This is a genomic window from Micromonospora matsumotoense (assembly GCF_900091525.1).
GTDB classification, from domain to species: Bacteria; Actinomycetota; Actinomycetes; order Mycobacteriales; family Micromonosporaceae; genus Micromonospora; species Micromonospora matsumotoensis.
In genome coordinates this window covers 35,705-57,137 of the sequence record NZ_FMCU01000011.1, presented here as the reverse complement: position 1 = coordinate 57,137, position 21,433 = coordinate 35,705, and the positions used below count along the sequence as shown (strand labels likewise).

The 21,433-nt window shown below is 72.0% G+C and carries 19 protein-coding genes; 7 read left to right on the top strand and 12 right to left on the bottom strand.

Annotated features, from left to right (window positions below):
* The first annotated feature begins 434 nt into the window (after positions 1-434).
* Genes GA0070216_RS35625 through GA0070216_RS21120 form a run of 3 tightly spaced genes read left to right on the top strand, consistent with a single transcriptional unit; the run spans position 435 to position 1,761 of the window.
* Positions 435-1,088, top strand: a complete 654-nt coding sequence (locus GA0070216_RS35625; protein WP_245722623.1) for a DUF5753 domain-containing protein — start codon at positions 435-437, stop codon at positions 1,086-1,088.
* Complete coding sequence (locus GA0070216_RS21125; RefSeq protein ID WP_091248898.1) at positions 1,085-1,300, top strand: DUF397 domain-containing protein; 216 nt, start codon at positions 1,085-1,087, stop codon at positions 1,298-1,300. The genes GA0070216_RS35625 and GA0070216_RS21125 overlap by 4 nt, the downstream gene beginning before the upstream one ends.
* Entirely contained in the window at positions 1,291-1,761 is a 471-nt protein-coding gene (locus GA0070216_RS21120; RefSeq protein WP_091248895.1) for a nuclear transport factor 2 family protein, read from the top strand. The genes GA0070216_RS21125 and GA0070216_RS21120 overlap by 10 nt, the downstream gene beginning before the upstream one ends.
* Here GA0070216_RS21120 and GA0070216_RS21115 read toward each other — a convergent pair.
* The 5 genes from GA0070216_RS21115 to GA0070216_RS21095 form a co-directional block, all read right to left on the bottom strand.
* A complete protein-coding gene (locus tag GA0070216_RS21115) occupies positions 1,688-2,278 on the bottom strand; it encodes an SRPBCC family protein (RefSeq protein WP_245722622.1) in 591 nt (196 codons plus the stop codon). The two genes, GA0070216_RS21120 and GA0070216_RS21115, sit on opposite strands and share 74 nt — an antisense overlap.
* Positions 2,278-3,966 carry an ABC transporter permease gene (locus GA0070216_RS21110; protein ID WP_091248891.1) on the bottom strand — a complete coding sequence of 563 codons (1,689 nt, stop codon included), beginning with the start codon at positions 3,964-3,966 and terminating at the stop codon, positions 2,278-2,280. Before GA0070216_RS21110 ends, GA0070216_RS21115 begins: the two co-directional genes overlap by 1 nt.
* A complete protein-coding gene (locus GA0070216_RS21105) occupies positions 3,951-4,715 on the bottom strand; it encodes an ABC transporter ATP-binding protein (protein WP_091248886.1) in 765 nt (254 codons plus the stop codon). Before GA0070216_RS21105 ends, GA0070216_RS21110 begins: the two co-directional genes overlap by 16 nt.
* A gap of 172 nt (positions 4,716-4,887) precedes the next feature.
* Complete coding sequence (locus GA0070216_RS21100; RefSeq protein ID WP_091248882.1) at positions 4,888-6,528, bottom strand: sodium/solute symporter; 1,641 nt, start codon at positions 6,526-6,528, stop codon at positions 4,888-4,890.
* Position 6,529: 1 nt separating this feature from the next.
* Positions 6,530-6,958 carry a hypothetical protein gene (locus tag GA0070216_RS21095; RefSeq protein ID WP_425413175.1) on the bottom strand — a complete coding sequence of 143 codons (429 nt, stop codon included), beginning with the start codon at positions 6,956-6,958 and terminating at the stop codon, positions 6,530-6,532.
* A 241-nt stretch (positions 6,959-7,199) separates the two neighbouring features.
* Between GA0070216_RS21095 and GA0070216_RS21090 the strand changes: the two genes are divergently transcribed.
* The 3 genes from GA0070216_RS21090 (at position 7,200) to GA0070216_RS21080 (ending at position 13,133) form a co-directional block, all read left to right on the top strand.
* The gene (locus GA0070216_RS21090; RefSeq protein ID WP_141723152.1) at positions 7,200-8,585 is read left to right on the top strand and encodes a hypothetical protein; all 1,386 of its coding nucleotides are present in this window, start codon (positions 7,200-7,202) and stop codon (positions 8,583-8,585) included.
* A 263-nt stretch (positions 8,586-8,848) separates the two neighbouring features.
* Complete coding sequence (locus tag GA0070216_RS21085; protein WP_091248877.1) at positions 8,849-10,963, top strand: choice-of-anchor D domain-containing protein; 2,115 nt, start codon at positions 8,849-8,851, stop codon at positions 10,961-10,963.
* Between the two features lie 79 nt (positions 10,964-11,042).
* Positions 11,043-13,133 carry a hypothetical protein gene (locus GA0070216_RS21080; RefSeq protein ID WP_091248875.1) on the top strand — a complete coding sequence of 697 codons (2,091 nt, stop codon included), beginning with the start codon at positions 11,043-11,045 and terminating at the stop codon, positions 13,131-13,133.
* Between the two features lie 150 nt (positions 13,134-13,283).
* Here the strand turns inward: GA0070216_RS21080 and GA0070216_RS21075 are convergent, their stop codons facing one another.
* The 4 genes from GA0070216_RS21075 to GA0070216_RS21060 form a co-directional block, all read right to left on the bottom strand.
* Entirely contained in the window at positions 13,284-14,045 is a 762-nt protein-coding gene (locus GA0070216_RS21075) for a LytR/AlgR family response regulator transcription factor (RefSeq protein WP_091249309.1), read from the bottom strand.
* A 17-nt stretch (positions 14,046-14,062) separates the two neighbouring features.
* A complete protein-coding gene (locus GA0070216_RS21070) occupies positions 14,063-15,286 on the bottom strand; it encodes a sensor histidine kinase (protein WP_091248871.1) in 1,224 nt (407 codons plus the stop codon).
* A gap of 40 nt (positions 15,287-15,326) precedes the next feature.
* Positions 15,327-16,838 carry a sugar transferase gene (locus GA0070216_RS21065; protein ID WP_091248869.1) on the bottom strand — a complete coding sequence of 504 codons (1,512 nt, stop codon included), beginning with the start codon at positions 16,836-16,838 and terminating at the stop codon, positions 15,327-15,329.
* A 329-nt stretch (positions 16,839-17,167) separates the two neighbouring features.
* The gene (locus tag GA0070216_RS21060) at positions 17,168-18,028 is read right to left on the bottom strand and encodes an Fpg/Nei family DNA glycosylase (protein WP_091249306.1); all 861 of its coding nucleotides are present in this window, start codon (positions 18,026-18,028) and stop codon (positions 17,168-17,170) included.
* A gap of 24 nt (positions 18,029-18,052) precedes the next feature.
* On the opposite strand from GA0070216_RS21060, the gene GA0070216_RS21055 reads away from it, so the two are divergent.
* Positions 18,053-19,327, top strand: coding sequence for a glycosyltransferase family 4 protein (locus GA0070216_RS21055; RefSeq protein ID WP_091248864.1), 1,275 nt, complete (start codon positions 18,053-18,055; stop codon positions 19,325-19,327).
* A gap of 528 nt (positions 19,328-19,855) precedes the next feature.
* On the opposite strand, the gene GA0070216_RS21050 is transcribed toward GA0070216_RS21055, so the two are convergent.
* Genes GA0070216_RS21050 through GA0070216_RS33910 form a run of 3 tightly spaced genes read right to left on the bottom strand, consistent with a single transcriptional unit; the run spans position 19,856 to position 21,430 of the window.
* Entirely contained in the window at positions 19,856-21,055 is a 1,200-nt protein-coding gene (locus GA0070216_RS21050; protein ID WP_245722621.1) for a helix-turn-helix domain-containing protein, read from the bottom strand.
* Positions 21,042-21,212: a hypothetical protein gene (locus GA0070216_RS34640; RefSeq protein WP_176739070.1), complete on the bottom strand. Its 171-nt coding sequence runs from the start codon at positions 21,210-21,212 to the stop codon at positions 21,042-21,044. Before GA0070216_RS34640 ends, GA0070216_RS21050 begins: the two co-directional genes overlap by 14 nt.
* Positions 21,209-21,430 (bottom strand): hypothetical protein, encoded by a 222-nt coding sequence (locus GA0070216_RS33910; protein ID WP_141723151.1) that lies wholly within the window; start codon positions 21,428-21,430, stop codon positions 21,209-21,211. The genes GA0070216_RS34640 and GA0070216_RS33910 overlap by 4 nt, the downstream gene beginning before the upstream one ends.
* Between the last annotated feature and the right edge of the window lie 3 nt (positions 21,431-21,433).

The following is a 21,433-nucleotide window of genomic DNA, read 5'->3' as shown; positions in this document are numbered from 1 at the left end:
TCACCGGGCCTCCCCGCCGAGCGGGCGCGCGCCCAGCCGAGAAAGCGCTCGTGCAGTTCGGCCGGGCGGGCGTGGTCGGTGAGTTGGCTGAGTTGGTCGCCGGCCTCGACCATCAGCGCACCCAGGTAGACCAGCAGGGCGGTCCGCTGGCCCCGGTACTCGACCAGCAACGTGAGCCGGGCCGGCTGGCAGGGCCAGGGTGCGCCACAGGCCCAACAGCGCCACAGCGGTCGCATCGGCACGTGCGGCACGAACCGTCTCACCACCTGCTCCACCCCTCGCCGCGCCGACATTCCGGGTACGCCAGGAAGGATCTTGGGGACTTTCGGCCCCCACGGGGGCCGTTTCCCACCAAGATCCGGGCCACCTCGGGCGGTAGCGGCATCCGGGAGTACGACTGCCCGTCGCCGTTGCGGTGCCGCGAGCGGCAAGCGGTGCGGAACGGGTTCGCCGTCGCGGCCGACGAAGCCCTCGGCACCGGCGGCCTCCTCGCCGGCCTCCTCAGAGAACAGGAAGGGGAGCGGGCGCTGTCATGGTTCCTGCCCTGGCAGAGCTACGAGGCCCAGGCGGTTCGACTGCGTAACTTCGAGCCGTGTCTGGTACCCGGGCTGCTCCAGACCGAGGACTACGCGCGGGCCGTCTTCTCGGCCGGCGGACTCCAGCGGGACGATCGGGTGGAGGAACTCCTCGCGCTCCGGATGAGCCGACAAGCGGTACTGGGCCAGGACGACCCACCTGAGTGTGTCTTCGTCATCGACGAGAGCGCACTGCGGCGGTCGATCGGTGGGCCGGCGGTGATGGACCGGCAGCTCGGACGGCTGATGGAGGCTGCTGAGCTTCCCCATGTGCGGCTCCATGTGCTGCGGCTCGATGCCGGCGCGCACGTCTCGCTGGGCGGCGGGTTCGTGCTGGCGGAACTGCCCGGGAGCGAGCAGGTCCTGTGTCTGGACAACACGGCGCGGGGACAGATCGCGGACCATCCGGAATGGATTCGACTGATGCTGCGCAAGTGGGAGAGTCTGTTGGGTGAGGCGCTGGCCGAGCGCGCCTCGCATGATCTGGTCAACAAGCTGAAGGTGACGCCATGACCCCTGACGAGCCACGCTGGCGGACCTCGTCGCGCTCCGACGACTCCGGCAACTGTGTCGAGGTGGCGGACAATCTGCCCGGGGTGGTGCTGGTCCGGGACAGCAAGGACCGCGCGGGCCCGACGCTCCACTTCACCCCCGACACCTGGCGTTCCTTCGTCAGCTCGACGGGAACCGCCGCCCGGCTGGAGGGACGACGGGTGTGCCGCTGAGCGCCGACGACCGGCTGGCGATCCATGAACTCGTCGCACTGCACGGCCACCTGATGGACGACGGGGCGTTCGACCGGTTGTCCGAGCTGTTCACCGACGACTTCGCCTACGACGTCACCGCCTACGGGTTCGGCGTACTGCGGGGATATGCGGCGTTCGCCGAGGCGGCGCGGACCCTGGGCGACGGCAACCCGCTCGGCCACCACGTGACCAACATCGTGGTCAGCGAGGACGCCGACGGTACCGTGCGGGTCCGCTCGAAGGGGCTCGGCGTGCCGGTCGACGGCCCGGTGGGCACGGTGGTCTACGAGGACGTGGTCCGTCGGGTCGAGGCGCAGCCTCCGGCAGGGACAGTCGGTGCGCGGCGGCCGGCGACGGGCTGGCGGATCAGCTACCGGAGGGTGGTCCCGCGTCGTCGACCGTTGCATCCCGAGGGGCGGAGTCAGTACCCCCAGGGGTGAGGTCCGCCGCCCGGGGCGTGCCGTCCGTCCCGGCGGACAGGGCGGCACGGGCGGCGGCCAGCACCTCCGGGTCGGCGCACCCGGCGGCGTAACCGGCGATCCGGCGGCGGATGTCCCGGGTGAGCAGCCGGACGCCGATCCGGTCGGCGATCGGGCGCAGGAACGCCGGCCGGCAGCGGAAGCTGTACCGCCAGGTGGCGACCGTGTGGCCCGGCTCGGGTGCGGGGGCGAACCGCCAGCCACCGGCGAACATCTCGAAGAACCACGGGCCGCGCACCATCTTCATCCCCACGTTCGTGGGCGGGGCGAAGGAGACGTACTCACTGATCATCACCAGGCCGTGCCGGGACCGGGTGAAGGTGCGCACGCCCTTGCCGGGGCGGGTGGCCCCGTCGGTGAAGTGCTGCTCGCGGACGAACGGGTCCCACCGGTAGCGCACCGGCGCGACGGTCTGCGACACCGCGAACGCCACCTCCGGCGGGACCGCGACGGTGGTGACCGCCTCGACGACCGGCATCAGCGGCGGGGCGTGACGGTCGACAGCAGCTCCGGCATCCGGCGGTCCAGCACGTCCCCGGCCAGGTACGCCCCGAGCAGGGCCGCCCCCAGCCCGTACGCCGCGCCGACCGGCAGGGACAGCCAGAGCCACCCGTCGCCGAGCAGCCCTGCGGCCACCACCATCGGTACGGCGGCAGCCGCCGAGCCGACCATGGACAGCAGGGTGAGCATGCTCTTGGCGATCCCGGAACCGCCGTTCATCGCGAACGGGTTGCTCGTCTCCGGCAGCGAGTACGCCCCGAGCACCGAGATGAACCCGTTGATCGCCAACCCCACCCCGTACGAGGCGAGCAGGGCCCCCGCCGCCACCCCGAACCACTCCGGCCGGCCGAGCACCCCGCTGATGATCAGGGAGACGATGCCGAGCATCGGCAGCACGTACACAGAGAAGGCGGTCATCCGGGCGCGCAGCTCCAGCCGACCCGGGACCGCGGCCACCACGTTCGCCGCGTAGGCGCTGCCGTCGAAGCCGAACTGGTTGGCCAGGGTCACCGAGGCGAGCACGCCGACGAAGAGCATCGAGATGCTGAGCAGCACCGGGGACGGGTCCCCGGCGGCCTCGAAGCCCTCCTCGCCGCCGGCGAACCCGGCGCCACCGAGGTTGACCATCACCGGCACGAAGATGCCGACCACCGCGATGGTGATCAGGTTGGCCCGTCGCCGGGCGTCCCGCCACCAGTAGCGGCACTCGCGGGCCACCAGCGCGCCGAACCGGTCCCGGCGGGCCCAGCCGACCGCGCGGGGGAAGAGTTGGGCGATCGCGCCGCCGGTCGGTGCCCGGCGGGCCTTCGTCGGGGCGGCGCTCGCCGCGCCGACCATCGCCGACTCCAGCGACCGGGACCACCAGAGCAGCAGGGCACCGATGGTCACCGCGGTGATGATCAGCTTCACCGGGACCGCCCAGGCCCGACCCTCGGCCACGTCGAGGCCGATCGTCCAGGGTGCGCCGAACGGGGTCCAGCCGACGATCCGGGCCACCCCGACCAGCCGGTCCCAGTCGGCGGACCGCACCGCGGCCAGCACCACGAGCTGCAACGGGCCGAGCAGCGCGGCGACCACGGCCAGCAGCACGGCGGCCAGGTCGCGGACCCGGCGGGACCGCAGCATGGTGGCGAACGCGCTGGTCACCGCGCGGCTGGCGGCGACGCAGAGCAGCACCCCGACGACCACGCCGAGGGCGGCGACGATGCCGGCCACCGCGCCACCGAGCAGTGCGGCGCTGACCACTAGCCCGGCGACCGCTACCAGCACCGCGAACACCGGCACGCTGATCAGCGCCGCCGCGAACAGGCCGGTGACCAGGGTGCGGCGGGACAGCGGCAGCAGGGCGAACCGGGCCGGGTCGAGGGTCTCGTCGACGCCGAAGAAGACCAGTGGCAGCAGCAGCCAACCGAGGACGAGCACGCCGCCGCCGAACGCCGCCGCCATCACCGCGTACCGGGGTTCGTCGGCGAAGCCGGGGGCGGCGAACATCAGGAACCCGCCGGCCGCGAACCAGAGCCCGACCAGCACCCCGACCACGAAGAGCGCGATCCGCCAGCCCTGGCCCCGGAAGTTGTTGCCCATCACCCGCAGCTTGAGCCGGACGAAGTGGCGCGGGGAGACCGGGCGGACCCGCTCGGCGGGTGTGCTCACCGGGACAGCCACGCCAACTCCTCACCGGTCGCGGTCCGGCCGCCGACGACCTCGACGAAGACGTCCTCCAGGGAGCGCTCGCCACGCACCTCGGCGAGGGTGCCGACCCGCTTGATGGTGCCGTCGGCGAGGATCGCCACGTGCGAGCAGAGCCGCTCGACGACCTCCATCACATGGCTGGAGAAGACCACGGTCCCGCCGCCGACCACGTACCGGTGCAGGATGTCGCGGATCAGCGCCGCCGACACCGGGTCGACCGCCTCGAACGGCTCGTCGAGCACCAGCAGCCGGGGGCCGTGCAGCAGCGCGCAGGCCAGGCCGATCTTCTTCTTCATGCCGGCGGAGTAGTCGACGACCAGGGTCCGGCCGGCGTCGGTGAGGGCCAGCACGTCGAGCAGTTCCGCCGCCCGCTGGTCGACCACCGCCGGGTCCATGCCCCGCAGCAGACCGTGGTACGCCAGCAGTTCCGCGCCGGTGAGCCGGTCGAACAGCCGGACGCCGTCGGGCATGACGCCGAGCAGCCGTTTGGCCTCGACCGGGTCGCCCCAGACGTCGTGCCCGAGCACCCAGGCATGGCCGTGGTCGGGTCGGAGCAGCCCGACGGCCATCGACAGGGTGGTGGTCTTGCCGGCGCCGTTGGGGCCGAGCAGGCCGTAGAACGAGCCGGCGGGGACGGCCAGGTCCACCCCGGCGACCGCCACCTTGCCGTCGAACTGCTTGGCCAGGCCGCGGAGCGCCAGCGCGGGGTGTTCACCAGTCATGTGTCGACCGTATCCGGGCCGGGCGAGTGGCTGCTCCCGCCGGGGGACGATCCCGGCTCATCCCCGAGGCGGACGGTCGCGCACGGTGCAGCATGCGGGACGCACGGTGGCCATCGGTCGCGTCGCGGCCCGGGTGCCTCCGGCGGCGCACCGGGCGACCGGGACGAACCGGTCAGGAACGCAGTGACTCGGGTGTGTGCAGGCGGAGCATGGTGGCCCCGACGTCGACCGGGGTGCGGCGTCGGGTCGCCATCGACACGGCGATCATCACGGTGAAGGCGAGCGGCACCGTCCAGGCGGCCGGCTGGGTGGTGAGGGTGGCCGGCCAGCCGGACAACGGTGGCCCGAGCACGGTGACCAGCACCGCGCCGATCGCCGCCCCACCGCCGACCAGCACCCCGGCCGCCGCGCCGAGGTCGGTCAGGCCGCGCCACCAGATGCCGAGCACCAGCAGCGGGCAGAAGCTGGACGCGGCGACCGCGAAGGCCAGCCCGACCACCTGGGAGACGTCCAGGCCGGAGACGTTCAGGGCGAGCACCGCCGGCACCCCGCCGGCGATCACCGTGGCCAGCCGGAAGCCGCGTACCGAGCCGCGCCCCAGTACGTCGGTGGAGATCACCCCGGCGACGCTGGTGAGCAACCCGGACGAGGTGGACAGGAAGGCGGCGAACGCCCCGGCGGCGACCAGCGCGGCGAGCAGTCGGCCGGTCACCCCGTCGCCCAGCGCCGCCTCGGGCAGCAGCACCACCACCGCGTCGGTCTGCCCGCTGACCAGTAGTTGCGGGGTGTAGATCCGGCCGAGCACGCCGTACAGGGTGGGCAGCAGATAGAAGACGCCGACCAGGGCCAGCACCACCAGGGTGGTCCGCCGGGCCGCCGCGCCGTCGGGATTGGTGTAGAAGCGCACCAGCACGTGCGGCAGTCCCATGGTGCCGAGGAATGTCGCCAGGATCAGCGAGTAGGTGGCGAACAGGCCCCGGTCGTCGTCCCCGGCGGCGCTGGGCAGCAACCAGTCAGCCGCCCCGGTGGCCGCCCCGGACACCTCGGGCACCGGGTCCCCGGCGGCGAAGCTCAGCTCGTCGCCGGGGCGTACCTCCCGGATGGTGCCGTCGGGGAAGGTGAGGGCCGCGCGGTGCTCGACCACGACGGTGGTCGCGGTGCGGAACGCCGGGCCGTCGGGCGGGGTCACCGCCGGGCGGGCGTCGGCCTGCCACTGGAGGGCCAGGAAGATCGCGGGTACGGCGAGCGCGGTCAGCTTCAGCCAGTATTGAAAGGCCTGGACGAAGGTGATCGCCCGCATCCCGCCGAACGCCACGTTGGTGGTGACCACCGCCGCGACCAGCAGCGCCCCCAGCGGGTAGGGCGAGCCGGCGACCGTGGCCAGGGTGAGCCCGGCACCCTGCAACTGCGGCACCAGATAGAGCCAGCCGATGAAGATGACGAAGACGGTGGCCAGGGTGCGCAGCCGGCGGGAGCCGAGCCGCAGCTCGCAGAAGTCCGGCAGGGTGAACGCGCCGGAGCGGCGCAGCGGCGCGGCGACGAAGAGCAGCAGCGCCAGGTAGCCGGCGGCGAAGCCGACCGGGTACCAGAGCACGTCGACGCCGTACTTGAGGATCAGCCCGGCGATGCCGAGGAAGCTCGCCGCCGACAGGTACTCCCCGCCGATGGCGGCGGCGTTCCAGGTCGGACTGACCGTCCGGGACGCCACCAGGAAGTCGGAGGTGGTCCGGGCCAGGCGCAGGCCGTAGAAGCCGATGCCGACGGTGACCAGGGTGACCGCGACGATCGCCGGTACGACGTACCCGTTGCCCACCTCAGCGCTCCGGCCGCTGGACGAGGTCGACGAAGTCCTGCTCGTTGCGTTCGGCGAGCCACACGTACGCCCAGCCGACGGCGATGAGGAAGGGGAAGGAGACCACCCCGAGCAGCAGCCACGGCAGGTTGACGCCGAGCACGGTGACCCGGCCGACCGGGGGTGCGATGGCGAACAACCAGGGCAGCCCGCCCAGCCCGATCAGCACCAGCAGGCTCAACCGCAGGGCCAGCGTGAGCTGTGCCCGCATCAGGCCCCGGACCAGCGCCTCCCCGACCCGGGTCTGTTGGGCCAGTTCGGTGCGGGTGTGGTCGGCCCGGGTGTCCCGCCGGGAGACGCCGGCCAGCACGATCCGTACCCGCCCGGCCGGCCGGGCGGGCGGCGGCCCGGGGTCCCGGGGCGTCGGTTCCGGATCGTCGTGGGCGGTCACCCGGGCAGTCTCGCCTGCCCCGCCCGAATGTCAAGTGTCGTCCACCGGGGGGTGTGGACAACCTGTGGACAAGGCGGTCGCCCTGTGGACGACGACGGTAAGCCGAGGATGACGATGGCGTTAAGTCTGATTCGTCCTCACCGGAACGTCACCGGGCGGTCATCTGTATCGACCTTGCCGGCATTGACCCAGGCCCCTACGCTGGGGCGGCCAATCCTTTCTCTTCGAACACGGGGTCTCTATGCGCAAAATCCGCACTATCCTCGGCGCGACTCTCGCCGGAGCATGTGCACTGGCCGTGGTGCCGGGCACGGCGTCCGCGGCTCCGGTCTCCGCGCCGCTGCAGAAGGCGGCGGCCCTCGACGACGTGACCGGTGCCTACTACCCGGTCGCGCCGGCCCGGCTGCTGGACACCCGCACCGGTGTGGGCGCCCCGGTCGGCAAGATCGGCGCCGGCAAGACGGTCGACCTCCAGGTCGCCGGCCGTGGTGGCGTACCGGCCAGCGGCGTCGGCGCGGTCGTGCTGAACGTGACCGTCGCCGGTCCCAGCGCCGCCAGCTTCCTCACCGCCTACCCGACGGGTGAGTCGCGGCCCACCGCCTCCTCGATCAACTTCGCCAAGGGCTGGCTGGGCTCCAACAACGTGACGGTGAAGCTCCCTGCCAACGGCAAGGTCTCGGTCTTCAACAACAGCGGCTCGACCGACGTGATCGTCGACGTGGTCGGCTTCTACGCGGGCGACAACAGCCTCACCAACCGCAACGGCGGCCAGTACGAGTGGTACCTGCCGGAGCGCATGTGGGACAGCCGCGAGGACCCGGAGGGCAAGCCCCCGGCCGGCCAGGTGCTGGAGTACTCGCTCAACTTCGGCGAAGAGTACAACCCGCACGTCACGTCGTTCGTCTTCAACGTCACCGCGGTCGCGCCGGCCAAGTCCGGCTTCCTCACCGCGTGGTCCGGTAAGGGCGCCCGGCCGACCGCCTCGACGGTGAACTACCTCGCCGGCAAGAACGTGCCGAACCTGACCTTCGTGCAGACCACCCCCTGCACCGGCACCGAGCTGAACGAGTGGTGCACCAAGGGTGCGCCGAAGTTCCACATCTACACCTCGCAGGCGGCGCACGTCCTGGTCGACCTGGTCGGTGTGGTCGACGACGGCGAGTCCGCCTACGGCATGCGGTTCGCGCCGCTGAGCCCGACCCGGATCGTCGACAGCCGCTCCAACCTGGGCATCTCCGGGGCCATCCCGGCCGGCGGCACCCGCAAGGTCGCCACGCCGTCCGAGCTGCTCACCGCCGACACCGAGGTGCTGGCGATGAACGTCACCGCCGTCACCCCGACCAACAACACGGTCATCACCACCTGGCCGGCCGACTTCGACGGCATCGGCAAGCCCGCCACCAGCAACCTGAACCCGTACGCGGGCCAGGTCGTCTCCAACGGCGTGCTCGGCGTCATCGGCCCGAACGACGCGTTCAACGTGAACAACCTGTCCGGCAGCACCCACCTGGTCGCTGACGTGGTCGGCACGTTCTACTACCCGCCGGCGTCCAAGGCCAAGTCGGCCTCGTCGCTGAAGGGCGGCAAGGCCAAGCCGAGCGCGGTTCCGGCCGCGAACCGGAGCTGACCGACAGCCACCCCGACGGCTGACCGTCAGTCGTCACCCGCAGAGCGCCCCGACCACACGGTCGGGGCGCTCTCGCGTTCTCCCGACGGTGAATGCCGGACGCCCCCCACACAGGGTGAACCCGCTCCGGGCATGGTGCCGGTCGTCGATCCGGTAAGGGCGCAATGCCCTTTCTTGGCATTCCATCGATATGGCCTTGCCGCTCGTGATCACCACCCATAGTGTGTGGTCCACAATCACTCTTCCTTCTTCACGGGGTATTCATGCGCATTTTTCGCGCTCTATTCGGCATGAGCGTCGCCGGGGCCTGTGCGCTGGCCGTACTGCCGGGGGCGGCGCTGGCCGCGCCCACCGCGCCGTACACGCTCGTCACGATCGACATCGGAGAAACCTCCTCCCCTGCGGTCGAGTCGAGGGTCTTCTCCGCTGACGGGTTCACCGTGTCGGTGCAACCGCAGACCGAAGGCAGCACGTGGATGTACTTCCGGGACGGCCCGCAGGACCCCCGGCTCTCTCTCCTGTTCAAGGCCCCGACGGGCGAGCAGTTCGTCGCTGGCCGGACGTACCCCACGACGAGGTTCGGAGACGCGGACAATGCGAGGTTGGACATCTCGTCCGACTGGGGTTGCGGAAATCCGACCGGCAGCCTCACCGTGCGGTCGGCCGCCTTCGACCCGGAAACTCAGGAATTGACCGGCCTGGCCGCCTCGTACTCCTACAACTGCGACAACCGGGGCGACGCCACCGGTGAGATCCGGTGGAACTCCGACGTCGAGTACGCGGCCCTGCTGTCCTCTCCCGCGCCGGTGGACTTCGGTGAACTCAAGGTCGAGAGCCCGGCCCAGACGCGTAAGGTCACCTACCGCTCGGCGGGCAGCCTGCCGGTGACCCTGGGCAGCGCGACGCTGGCCGGTACCGATCCCGCGTCGTTCCTGATCACCGGCAACGACTGCACCGGTCGGACCCTCGACCCGGGGGCGAGCTGCACGATGACGGTCGCTGCCACCGCCCGGCGGGCCGGTTCCTTCGCCGCCAACCTGGTGCTGGCCGACGACAGCCCCTACGGCAAGCGGCTGGTGCGGCTGAAGTTCAGCGCGGTCGACACCGCCGTGGGCACCTACTATGCCGTCGGCCCGTCGCGGGTGATGGACACCCGCAGCGGGCTGGGCGTCCGCAAGGGCAAGCTGGGGGCCGGGCAGAAGGTCGACCTCCAGATCACCGGCCGTGGTGGGGTGCCGTCCAGTGGTGCCGGTTCGGTCGTGTTGAACGTGACAGTGGCCAACCCGACGGCGAGCAGCTTCCTGACCGTCTACCCGGCCGGCGAAGGACGCCCGACCGCCTCCTCGATCAACTTCCCGAAGTCCTGGCTGGGTTCCAACAACGTCACCGTCAAGCTCGGCTCGGGTGGCAAGGTGTCGATCTACAACCACGCCGGTGCCACCGACGCCGTGGTCGACGTGGTCGGTTGGTACGCGGGTAGCGACGCGGCACTGGCCAGCCAGGGCATGGGCGGCCAGTACCAGTGGTTCAACCCGGTCCGGATCCTCGACACCCGCTCGGGCGGTGGCGGCGCCCTGCCGGGTGGCTGGTCGATCACCGGCTGGGTGAACTTCGTCCCGGAGTTCCGCTCCCACGTCCGGGCCTACGTTCTCAACATCACCGCCGTCTCGCCGAAGAAGAACGGCTACCTGACCGCCTGGAAGGGCGGCTGGGACGTGCCGGCGACGTCGACCGTCAACTACGCGGCCGGCAAGGTGGTGCCAAACCTGGCGATCGTGGAGTCCAGCCCCTGCTACGCCGACTTCTGCACCGGTGACTCCTACGGGGCACCGTCGTACGAGGTCTACACCTCGGCGACCTCGCACGTCGTGGTCGACCTGGTGGGTGTGATCGACGACGCGACGGTGGTGGACGGCCTCCGGTTCACCCCGCGCAGCCCCACCCGGATCGTCGACAGCCGCAGTGGGCTGGGCATCCCCGGGGTGCTCGGTCCGGGTTCGGTCCGGAAGGTGACCCCGCCGTCGGCCATGCTCACCGACACCACCGAGGTGGTGGCGATGAACGTGACCGCGGTGACGCCCACGAAGAGCACGGTGGTCACGGTCTGGCCTGCCGACACGACCCGGCCCAGGCCGAACGCGAGCAACCTCAACCCGGGAGCGGGGCAGACCGTCTCCAACGCCGTGTTCGGTCAGCTGGGGCCGAACCAGGCGTTCAACGTGCACAACCTCTCGGGCGACGTCCACCTGGTGGCGGACGTGGTGGGCACGTTCTACCGGTACTCCGGCACCGACAGTCACGTCGGGTCTGCTTCCGCCCGCACCTCCGCACGGCCGACGGTGGTGGGCGCGGGCGCGTCCGCTCCGGTCCGCCGCTGATCCGATCCGGGGGTGGGGCACCGGCGCACTGGACTGTGCCCCACCCCCGGTCAGTTCTCTCTGACACCACGGGGTCCTCATGAACAGAGTCCGCAGCCTGGTCGGCGTTCTCGTCGCCGGGACCTGCCTCACCGCCGCGTTGCCGGCGGTCGCTCTCGCCGCGCCCACCGCGCCATACACGATCCTCACCGTGGACCTGGCCGAAGGCCCATCCGGCCCGATCACCGAGTCCACCGTCTACGACGGCTCCACCGAGACCATGGACGCCGCCACCGGTGCCGGCGACCAGTTCCGGATCACCGCGATCCGGTCGGACCGGTACGTCCGGGTCGACGCCGCGCCGCCCGCCGGGCAGACGTGGCACGCCGGTCAGACCTATCCGACCGTACGGGGTGGGCGGGACGCCACCCAGGCGCTGTTCGACATGAGCAGCACGGCCGGTGGTTGTGCCCGGGCCAACGGATCCATCACGGTCAGCGACGTCGCCCACGACGTGTCCGGAGCCCTGACGGCCTTCGGCGCCTCCTACGAGTTCCACTGCGACGGCGATGTGGTGGCGATCACCGGAGAGATCCGCTGGAACTCCTCGGTGGACTACGTCGCCGCCGTGACCGCTCCGGCGGGCCTCAACTTCGGCACGGTGGACGTCGCCGACCGGGTGAGCCGCACCGTCCGGGTGCGGGCCGTCGGCAGCGTCCCGAGCACGTTCGGGGCAGCCGTCGTCGCCGGTACGGGTGCCGGCCGGTTCGAGGTGACCGAAGACACCTGCTCGGGTCGTACGTTGGCCGTCGGGGCCGAGTGCGCGGTGACGGTGCGGTCGAGGGCGACGTCCCCCGGTCAGTGGAGGGCGGTGTTGCACCTGCCCGACAACAGTGTGGCCGGGCGGCGGGCCGTGCCGCTCGACGTGTCGGCGGTCCGCAGCGTGGTCGGCACCTACTACCCGATGGCGACGCCCACCCGGATCATGGACACGCGTACCGGCAACGGCGGGGTGAAGGGCAAGATCGGCGCGGGGCGGAAGATCGACCTCAAGGTCGCCGGTCGGGACGGGCTGCCGTGGACCGGCATCGGTGCCGCGGTGCTCAACGTGACCGTCAGCGGTCCCACGGCGAACAGCTTCGTCACCGTCTATCCGGGCGGGGAGGCTCTGCCGACAGCTTCCACGATCAATTTCGCCAAGGGGTGGCTGGGTTCCAACCACGCCACCGTCAAACTCGGTGCCGGCGGCGACGTGTCGGTCTACAACCGCAACGGTGAGACCGACGTGGTGATCGACGTGATCGGCTTCTACGCCGGAGACGAGAGCGTCATGGCCGCCCGCGGCATGGGCGCCCAGGTGCAGTGGTACGAGCCTTTCCGGGTCATGGACACCCGCACCCGAGGGGTGATTCCCGCCGGTGGCGAGTTCAACGCCTGGATCGACTTCCCCCGCTACAACCCGAAGGTGAAGGGGTTGATCCTGAACGTCACGGCGGTCAGCCCGCAGAAGGCGGGCTTCCTCACCGTCTGGTCGGGTGAGGGGCCACGGCCGAACACGTCCACCGTCAACTACGCGGCGGGCAAGGTGGTGCCGAACCTGACGTACGTGAAGACGATGCCGTGCCCCTCGGGCAGCTGCAACGGGGCCACCGGCGCGGCGCGGTACCGGCTCTACACCTCGGCGACCACCCACATCGTGGTGGACCTGGTCGGGGTGGTCGACGACGGCACCGAGGTCGACGGGATGCGGTTCACCCCGATGAGTCCGACCCGGATCGTGGACAGCCGCGTCGGGCAGGGCCTGCCGACGGCGCTCGGGCCGAACGCGATGGGAAAGGTCACCGCGCCGTCCGCGATGGTGACCGACGCGACCCAGGTGCTGGCGATGAACGTCACCGCGGTCGCTCCCACGGCCAACACCGTCGTCACGGTCTGGCCCGCCGACACCGGCCGGCCGAAGCCGACGGCGAGCAACCTGAACCCGGCACCGGGTCAGGTCGTCTCCAACGGGGTGTTGGGGGTGCTGGGCCCGCAGGACGCGTTCCACGTCAGCAACCTGTCCGGCAGCACCCACCTGGTGGCCGACGTGGTCGGCACGTTCCAGGTGTACGCGGGCACGGCGGCGGGCAGTCGTCGGTCCACCGCGAAACCGACGGTGACCGCCAGCGGCTGGACGCCGAGCACCTCCTAGCCACGCCCCCCGCGCGAAGGGCGCCCCGGCCTCGGCCGGGGCGCCCTTCGCCGTTCCCGCGCCAGGGGGCCGATGTTGCGGCATCCGGGCGCCCAGTCACCGCAACGTCGCCGATATTGCGACGATCATGGCCGCGAGCGCGTACCCGGGTCAGCGGTTCCAGTCCTGTTTGGCGGCCCGGACCAGCTTGTCCTTCAGCTCCCGGGTGTGCCGCCGGCTCACCGGCAGCTCGGCGGCGTCGATCAGCACCACGTACCCCGAGTTGACCAGGCGCAGCTCCGCGATCAGCCGCAACTGCACCAGGTACGACCGGTGGATGCGGACGAAACCGGCGTCCGCCCAGCGTTCGGCCAGGGTGGCCAGCGAGACCCGGACCAGGTGCGACCCGTCGGCGGTGTGCAGCCGGGCGTAGTCGCCCTGCGCCTCCACCCAGCGCACCGCCGAGCGGGGCAGCATCCGGGTCGTCCCGGCCAGCTCCACCGGGATCGTCGGGTCCTCCTCGGCACGGGCCAGCGCCACCGGGTGCGACGGCACCACCCGGGAGCCCATCACCCGGCGCAGCGACTCGGCCAGCCGTTCGGCGCGTACCGGCTTGCGGACGTAGTCGGTGGCGCCCAGGTCGAACGCGTCCACCGCCCCGTCGTCGTACGCGGTGACGAAGACGATCGCGGGGGGCCGGGCGAACCGGCGCAGCACCCGGGCCAGCTCCATCCCGTCCAGGCCGGGCATCCGGATGTCCAGGAAGACCACGTCCACGTCGGTGTCCCGCAGCACCCGCAGCGCCTCGGTGGCGTCACCCGCCGTGTGCAGCCGGGCCACCCGGGGATCGGCCCGCAGGTGGTACGCCAACTCGTCGAGCGCCGGTGGCTCGTCGTCGACGGCCAGCACCCGCAGGAACCCGGACGCGTTCACCGTGCCGGCCCGCTCGTTCACGCGCCGGCCCGTACGCCCGGGTGGAACTTCGGAATCCGCAGGCTCACCTTCGTGCCCGAGCCCGGCCCGGTCTCGACGACCAGGCCGAACCCGTCGCCGAAGACCGAGCGGAGCCGCTCGTCGACGTTGGAGAGGCCGACGTGCTGGCCCGGGTCGTCGGTCGGGTCGCTGCCGGCCCGGGTCAGCTCGGCGATCCCCGCGGTCAGCGTGGCCGGGTCCATCCCCACTCCGTCGTCCTCCACAGTGATGTGACACTCGGCACCCGCGTCCCGGGCCTCGATGCTCACCATGCCGGTACCGGGCTTGCGCGACAACCCGTGCCGGACCGCGTTTTCCACCAATGGTTGGAGGCAGAGGAACGGCAGGGTCACCGGCAGCACCTCAGGGGCGATCTGCAACCGCACCTGCAGCCGGTCGCCGAACCGGGCCCGCTCGATGGTCAGATAGCGGTCGATGGACCGCAGTTCCTCGGCGAGGGTGGTGAACTCCCCGTGCGCCCGGAAGGAGTACCGGGTGAACTCGGCGAACTCCAGGATCAGCTCCCGGGCCCGCTCCGGGTCGGTGCGGACGAACGACCCGATCGCGGTCAGCGCGTTGTAGATGAAGTGCGGGCTGATCTGCGCCCGCAACGCCCGGATCTCGGCACGGGCCAGCCGCTCCCGCGACGAGTCCAGCTCGGCCAGCGAGAGTTGGTTGCCGGCCCAGTGCGCGGTCTCCAGGGTGGCCTGCACCAGGCCGGGCGCGGGCGGCCCGTCGGCCACCGCGACCAGCGCCCCGACCACCCGGCCGTCCGCCGACAGCGGCGCCACCACCGCCCCCCGGACCAGGCAGTCCACCCGGTCGCAGTGCAGCTCCGACTCGCCCAGCACCGTCGACCGGCCGGTCTCCGCGACCCGCCGGGCCGCCGCGAGCAACTGGTCGCCGTGGTGCCCGCCGCGCCCGTCCAGGGCGAGCAGCGTGTCGGCGTCGGTCAACGCCAGCCCGGCCGCCCCCACCAACGCCCGCAGATGGCGTACGGCTTTCGCCGCGCCCGCCGGGTGCAGTCCGGTGCGCAGCGGTTCGGCGGCCAGGCCGGCGGTGTGCAGCACCTCGTAGGTGGCCCGTTGGGTGGCGGTGGCGATGCCCCGTCGACCGCGCAGCCGCAGCGCCGCCCAGAGCGCGGCGGCGAGCGCGGTCACCAGCGAGACGACGCCGACCACGGCGGAGAGGTTGCCACCCACCCCGCGATCCTGGCCTGTCCGGGCCGCCACGCCAAGGGGTTCAGTACGCGCCCTTGCGGGCCAGCACCACACCGACCGTCCGCCAGAGGATGCTCAGGTCGTACGCCAGCGACCAGTTGTCGACGTAGTACAGGTCGAGCCGGACCGCCTCGTCCCAGGACAGGTCGGAGCGGCCGGAGACCTGCCACAGGCCGGTCATCCCCGGACGGACCAGCAGCCGACGCCGTACGTCGCCCAGGAAGTCGCCGTCGTCGGCGGGCAGCGGACGCGGCCCCACCAGCGACATCTCCCCCCAGAGCACGTTGATCAGCTGGGGCAGCTCGTCCAGCGAGGAGGCCCGCAGGAAGCGGCCCACCGGAAACACCCGGGGGTCCTGCTTCATCTTGAACAGCATGCCGTCGGTCTCGTTCTGGTCGACCAGGCCGGCGAGTCGTTCCTCGGCGTTGACGTACATGGTGCGGAACTTCCAGACCTGGAAGGTCCGCCCCTCGTGGCCGACCCGGGGCTGGCGGAAGAAGACCGGCCCGGGGTCGGAGAGCCGGATGGCCAGCCCGACGGCGAGGAAGACCGGCACCAGCATCAGCAGGCCCAGCCCGGCGGCGACCCGGTCCATCAGGTTCTTGGCCAGCAGCGCCGGCCCGGACAGGGTCGGCTCCTCCACGTGCAGCAGCGGCAGGCCCTCGATCGGGCGGATGTGCACCCGGGGGCCGGCGATGTCGGTGAGCTGCGGGGCGACCACCAGGTCGACGCCGGAGCCCTCCAACTGCCAGGCCAGCCGGCGCAGCTCACCCGGCTCGGCGCTGGCCGAGCCGCAGACCGCGATGGTGTCCCCGCCGACCTCCCGGACCAGGGCCAGCACGTCCCGGCCGGCGTACACCGGGACGGGGGTCTCGATGCCCCGGGCGGCGGCGTACCCGTCGGTGATGTGGATGGCCACCGGCACCAGGCCGGCGCTCGGGTTGCGGGTGACCGCGATGTAGACCTCCAGGCACTCCGGCAGGGTGCCCACCAGCACCATCCGGTGCCCGGCGTGTCCGGCCCGACCCCGGATGCGGTGCAGCACGAACCGCGCGGTGATCCGGCCGAAGAGGACGAGTACCAACGCCCCGAGGAGCGCGAAGCCGACCGTCCACCGGGAGAGTTGCGTCACGGTGGCGAAGGCGACGAACGAGACCGTCGCGGCGGTCGCGACACCGCCCCGGATCACCCGCTTGAACTCGTCCGGGCCCAGTCCCAGGTAACGGCGGTCGTATGCCCCGTTACCCCAGAGAATGATCACCCAGGTGAGCGGCAGTAGGACGAAGGCGATGGTGTGGAACCAGGTGGGATCTTCCTCCACGCCGTAGAAGCCGGAGGCCGCCTGGTCGAAGATCTGGATGGCGAGGAGACTCGCCAGCGCGGCGGCTCCGAAGTCGAGCAGCAGCAGCACAGCCGTGTACGGGCGGTGCCAGCGGGAGACCCGGCGGCGGGCGCGTGCCCAGGCCGACCGGGGCACCCCGTTGTGTGACGGCGGTGTCGGCGGCTGGATCTCGAAGCTGTCCACGTGCCGCACGAGTCTGCTCCGGCCTGTGTTGGTTACCGGGCGCTGGAGGCTTGTCGTCACCTCAACCCATGTCCTCCCGCATGACACGCGCCGCTCACTCGCCGTGAGGGGCCCGGGTCGCCCACCGTTCCCGTCTCCCCACGCTGGCAGCGGGCCAAACGCGGAGCCGAGGGGCTTTGCGTCTGGCGTCGCCAACGAGGAACCGGCCGACTTCACGTCAGTTTTCGAAGCCGGGGACCGAGCCACTATACCGATGGACGGCCACCGGGGTAGAGCGCGGACGGGGAGGTTTCACGCGCCGCGGGCGATACCTCTCCGTAACAATGGCGGTCTGTCACTCAGCGTACGAGTCGGGACAACCGACGGTCAGCGAGCGGTTTGCCCCCGGTCTGACACGTCGGGCAGTACTGGAGGCTGGAGTCGGCGAACGACACTTCCCGCACCGTGTCGCCGCAGACCGGGCAGGGCAGCCCGGTGCGGGCGTGCACCTTCAACCCGGAGCGTTTCTCGCCCTTCAGCTCCGCCGCCCGGTGTCCGGCGGAGCGGCGTACCGCGTCACCGAGCACCGTCCGGGTCGCCGCGTGCAGGGTGGCGAGCTGGTCGTCGGTGAGCCGGTCGGTGATCGCGAACGGGGACAGCTTCGCCGCGTGCAGGATCTCGTCGGAGTACGCGTTGCCGACCCCGCAGAGCACCGCCTGGTCGGTCAGCACCCCCTTGACCTGCCCCCGTCGACTGCGCAGCCGTTCGGTGAAGGTGGCCAGGTCGGCGTCGAGCGCGTCCGGCCCGAGCTTGGCCACCCCGGGGACCTGCGTCGGGTCGGTCACCAGGTAGGCGGCGAGCTTCTTCTGGGTGCCCGCCTCGGTGAGGTCGAACCCGGAGCCGTCGTCGAGGCGTACCCGTAGGGCGATCGGGCCCTTGCCGGGGCGCAGCGGGACGGTCGCCGGGAACGCCTCCCGGTAGTGCAGCCAGCCGGCGCGGGCCAGGTGCACCACCAGGTGCAGGTCACCGTCGAAGATCACGTCGAGGAACTTGCCGTGCCGCCGGGCGTCCACCACCGCCCGGCCCGACACCGCAGTGGGTGCCGGGTCGTACGTCTTCAGGGCGTTGATCGCGGCGACCTCGACCCGGTCGACACGTCGCCCCACGGCACGCTCACGCAGATAGCCGGCGAGCGCTTCCACCTCCGGTAGTTCGGGCACCACCTCACGGTAGCCTTCGTTCCCGTGAGAATCGTGGTGGCGCACAACCGGTACCGGGAAGCCCAGCCGTCGGGTGAGAACACGATGGTGGACTCGGAGATCGGGCAGCTCACCGCCGCTGGGGTCGAGGTGTTGCCGTTCATCCGCAGCTCGGACGAGATCCCGTCGATGCCGAAGTCGGCCAAGGTGCTGCTGCCGATCTCACCGATCTATGCCCCGCGCGCCCAGCAGGACCTGTCCCGGCTGCTCACCGAGCACCGGCCGGACGTGCTGCACCTGCACAACCCGTACCCGCTGCTCTCGCCCTGGGTGGTGCGGACCGCGCACAAGCACGGGGTGCCGGTGGTGCAGACGGTGCACAACTACCGGCAGGTCTGCTCGTCGGGGATCTATTTCCGCGACGGCGTGATCTGCCAGGACTGCAAGGGTCGGGCGTTGGCGGTGCCGTCGATCGTGCACCGCTGCTACCGGGATTCGCGGGCGCAGAGCGCGCTGATGGCGGCCACCCTGGCCGTGCACCGGGGCACCTGGCGCTCGGTGGACCGGTTCATCGCGCTCACCTCGGCCATCGCCGACCACCTGACCGACTACGGCATTCCGGCCGAGCGGATCGTGGTCAAGCCCAACGCGGTGCCCGACCCGGGTGCCCCCACGCCGCTCGGCGACGGTTTCCTCTTCCTGGCCCGGCTGACCCCGGAGAAGGGCGTCGACCTGCTGCTGGACGCCTGGCGGCGGCACCCGGTGGGCAGCCTCGGCACGTTGCGGGTGGCCGGTGACGGCGAGTTGCGCCCGCTGGTCGAGGCCGCCGCCGCCGAGCGCGCCGACGTCGTCTACCTGGGCCAACTCGACCGGGCCGGGGTACGCGCCGCCGTCGAGGCGAGTGCCGTGGTGATCGCCGCCTCGATGTGGCACGACGTGCTGCCCACCGTGATCATCGAGGCGTTGGCCAGCGGGCGGCCGGTCCTCGGCACCGCGCTCGGCGGCATCCCGTACCTGGTGGGTGCGGACGCCCCGCACGAGCCCGCCGGCACCGGCCCGGCCGCTGTCGCCTCGGCCGTCGCGGGTCACGCCCCGCCGCCGGTCGGTCCGCCGGCGATCCCGGCCGGCCTGCTCGGCGGCACCGCCGGCTGGGTGGTCCCGCCGGACCCAGGGGCCCTGGCCGCCGCGCTCCCGGTCGCGCGGGCCGGTGCCGCGCTGCTCTCCGCCCCGGCCCGGCTGCGGTACGAGCAGACGTTCCATCCCGACGTGGTCCTCAAGCGGCACCTCGCCATCTACGCCGCCCTCACCCGCCCCCACTGACCCTGTTGCCGCCAGCGGCAGACCTCGCAGAGATCTTGGAAAAGAATGGCCCTCATAGGGGCCGTTTCGCTCCAAGATCTCCGCGCTGGATTGCTGCCGGGAAGGACGGCCGGGCGTGTCGCGGGTCGACCGAGACATCTGATCGGAGTGGTATGCCGCGCTGGCATATTTATGCCAGCGCGGCATACCGCTTGTGGGCAAGTCGTCTCGGCCGTGGTGCGGGGCCCGACGTACCGCCGCAGGTGTCGCCTCTCGAACTCCTGCTGGCCGCCCGCGAGGACGATGGGCGGTGAGGTGCTCCGGTGCGGCGGCGTTTCACGCCCGGTGGTAAGGCTTGCCGGGCGGCAGGCAGGCAGGCAGCGGCGGCGTCGAGGACGTTGCGGGCGGCGGGCGACAGCCGGCAGTCCGGAATCCGGCAGACCCGGCAGTGACCGGTCGGGTCGGTGCGGTGGTCGCGGAGGACCGCGCGGGCGGTGAGGATCAGCCGGTTGCGGATCTGCGCCAGCGACAGGTGCGGCGCGGTCATGGTCAGGTCGCCCCGAGGGCGGCGGCGAGCGTGACGATCGTGGCCGGGGCGTGTGGGGCGCGGGCCACCTGGGCGAGCACTTCCCGGGCGGCGGGCCGGTGGCGTACCTCGGCGGGTGCCATCCGGTCGGCGTCGGCCAGCACCCGGCCGGCGTTGGTCGGGTCGTCGGCCTGGAGGTAGGCGCGGGCCGCATCGACCAGGTGCGCCGCCCGGTGCTCCAGCGGCAGCCACCGCCAGGCGTCCCGCCGGGTCGTCTGCTCGTGCCAGGCCACCGCCTCACCCGCGTGCCCCAACTCAAGGGCGGCGGCGGTCCGGGCGAGGTCGACCGCCGTCGGCCCGAACGCGGTCCGGTGGTGGTCGTGGCCCTCACCGACCTGCGCGGCCATTCCGGCGGCCTCGTCGAGGAGGTCGGCGGTGGCCCGGTCGTCACCCAGGCGGGCCGCCCCCAGCGCGGCCTGCACCAGCAGCGCCCCGCACAACGACAACTCACCAGGGCCACCATCGCCGGGTCCGAGCAGGGCGATCCGGTACGCGCCAGCGAGCGCCGCCGACTGCGCCGCCCGGGCCCGTCCCGAGGCGCGGAACACCTGGCCGAGCTGCACCGTGGCGGCGGCCACCAGCAGGGGATCGCCGGCCCCGGTGGCCATGGCCCGATCGGCGGCCAGCCAGCCCAGGTCGGCCTCGCCGAGCTTCACCAGCAGCGCTGCGGCGAGCCGGTACACCTCCACCAGCAGCGGGCGGCTCCGCTCGTGATCGTCGGCGGCGACCCGCTGCACGCCGGCCAGCAGACCGGGCAGGACGGCGGTCACCTGCGGGTACCGGGCATGCTGGAACTGCACCCAGGCGTGCCCGACGTCCCGCACCACCCGGTCGGCCGGCAGCGCCGGTCGGGTCGCCGCTCGACCGAGCGCGATGTCGTACGCCGACAGGGCCTCCCGAATCCGTTCCACCCCCTCGATCCGGGCGGTCGTCGTGGCGGGTTGCGTGTCCCGGCCGAGCAGCACGGCGGTGTCGATCCGCAGCACGGCGGCGATGTCCCGCAACGTCGACACCTTGTCGAGTGACCGGACGCCCCGCTCGACCTTGTCGACCCACGACTTCGACCGGCCGAGCCGATCGGCGAACACCTGCTGCGACAGTTTCCGCCGCCCCCGCCAGTACGCCACCCGCCGGCCGACCGGCAGCAACTCACTGCTGTCCACGACGCCACCGCCGGTCCGGCACCGCCCGGGTGGTCTCCTCGGCCGGTATCCGCTCCGCCTCGGCCTGGGCGAGTATCCGTTGCCGCGCCGCCTCGCGCTCCGCCGCCTGGATCTGCTCGCCCCGGTCCTCGTGGTCGGGCCCGCGCCGGGCCGTCACGACCAGCACCCCGCCCGGTATTCCCCCGCCAGCGTCAGCAGCGGCCGTTCCGGCAGGTGGGGCACCCGCGCCACCCCTATCACCCGGTACGCCGCGACGCGTTCCGCATGGTTCGTCGCCGGGCGGAGACGGTCGAGCGGGTTCACCCGCCGCCGCCCGAACGGCCAGCACCTCGCCAGCAGGTTGGAGCGTGACGGCTTCTTCGCATGCTGAGCCATGGG

Excerpts from the sequence above, each read along its gene's own strand:
- GA0070216_RS21105 (WP_091248886.1), bottom strand. The coding sequence starts at position 4,715 with ATGACTGGTGAACACCCCGCGCTGGCGCTCCGCGGCCTGGCCAAGCAG.
- GA0070216_RS21080 (WP_091248875.1), top strand. The coding sequence starts at position 11,043 with ATGAACAGAGTCCGCAGCCTGGTCGGCGTTCTCGTCGCCGGGACCTGC.
- GA0070216_RS21125 (WP_091248898.1), top strand. The coding sequence starts at position 1,085 with ATGACCCCTGACGAGCCACGCTGGCGGACCTCGTCGCGCTCCGACGAC.
- GA0070216_RS33910 (WP_141723151.1), bottom strand. The coding sequence starts at position 21,430 with ATGGCTCAGCATGCGAAGAAGCCGTCACGCTCCAACCTGCTGGCGAGG.
- GA0070216_RS21090 (WP_141723152.1), top strand. The coding sequence starts at position 7,200 with ATGCGCAAAATCCGCACTATCCTCGGCGCGACTCTCGCCGGAGCATGT.
- GA0070216_RS21085 (WP_091248877.1), top strand. The coding sequence starts at position 8,849 with ATGCGCATTTTTCGCGCTCTATTCGGCATGAGCGTCGCCGGGGCCTGT.
- GA0070216_RS21115 (WP_245722622.1), bottom strand. The coding sequence starts at position 2,278 with ATGCCGGTCGTCGAGGCGGTCACCACCGTCGCGGTCCCGCCGGAGGTG.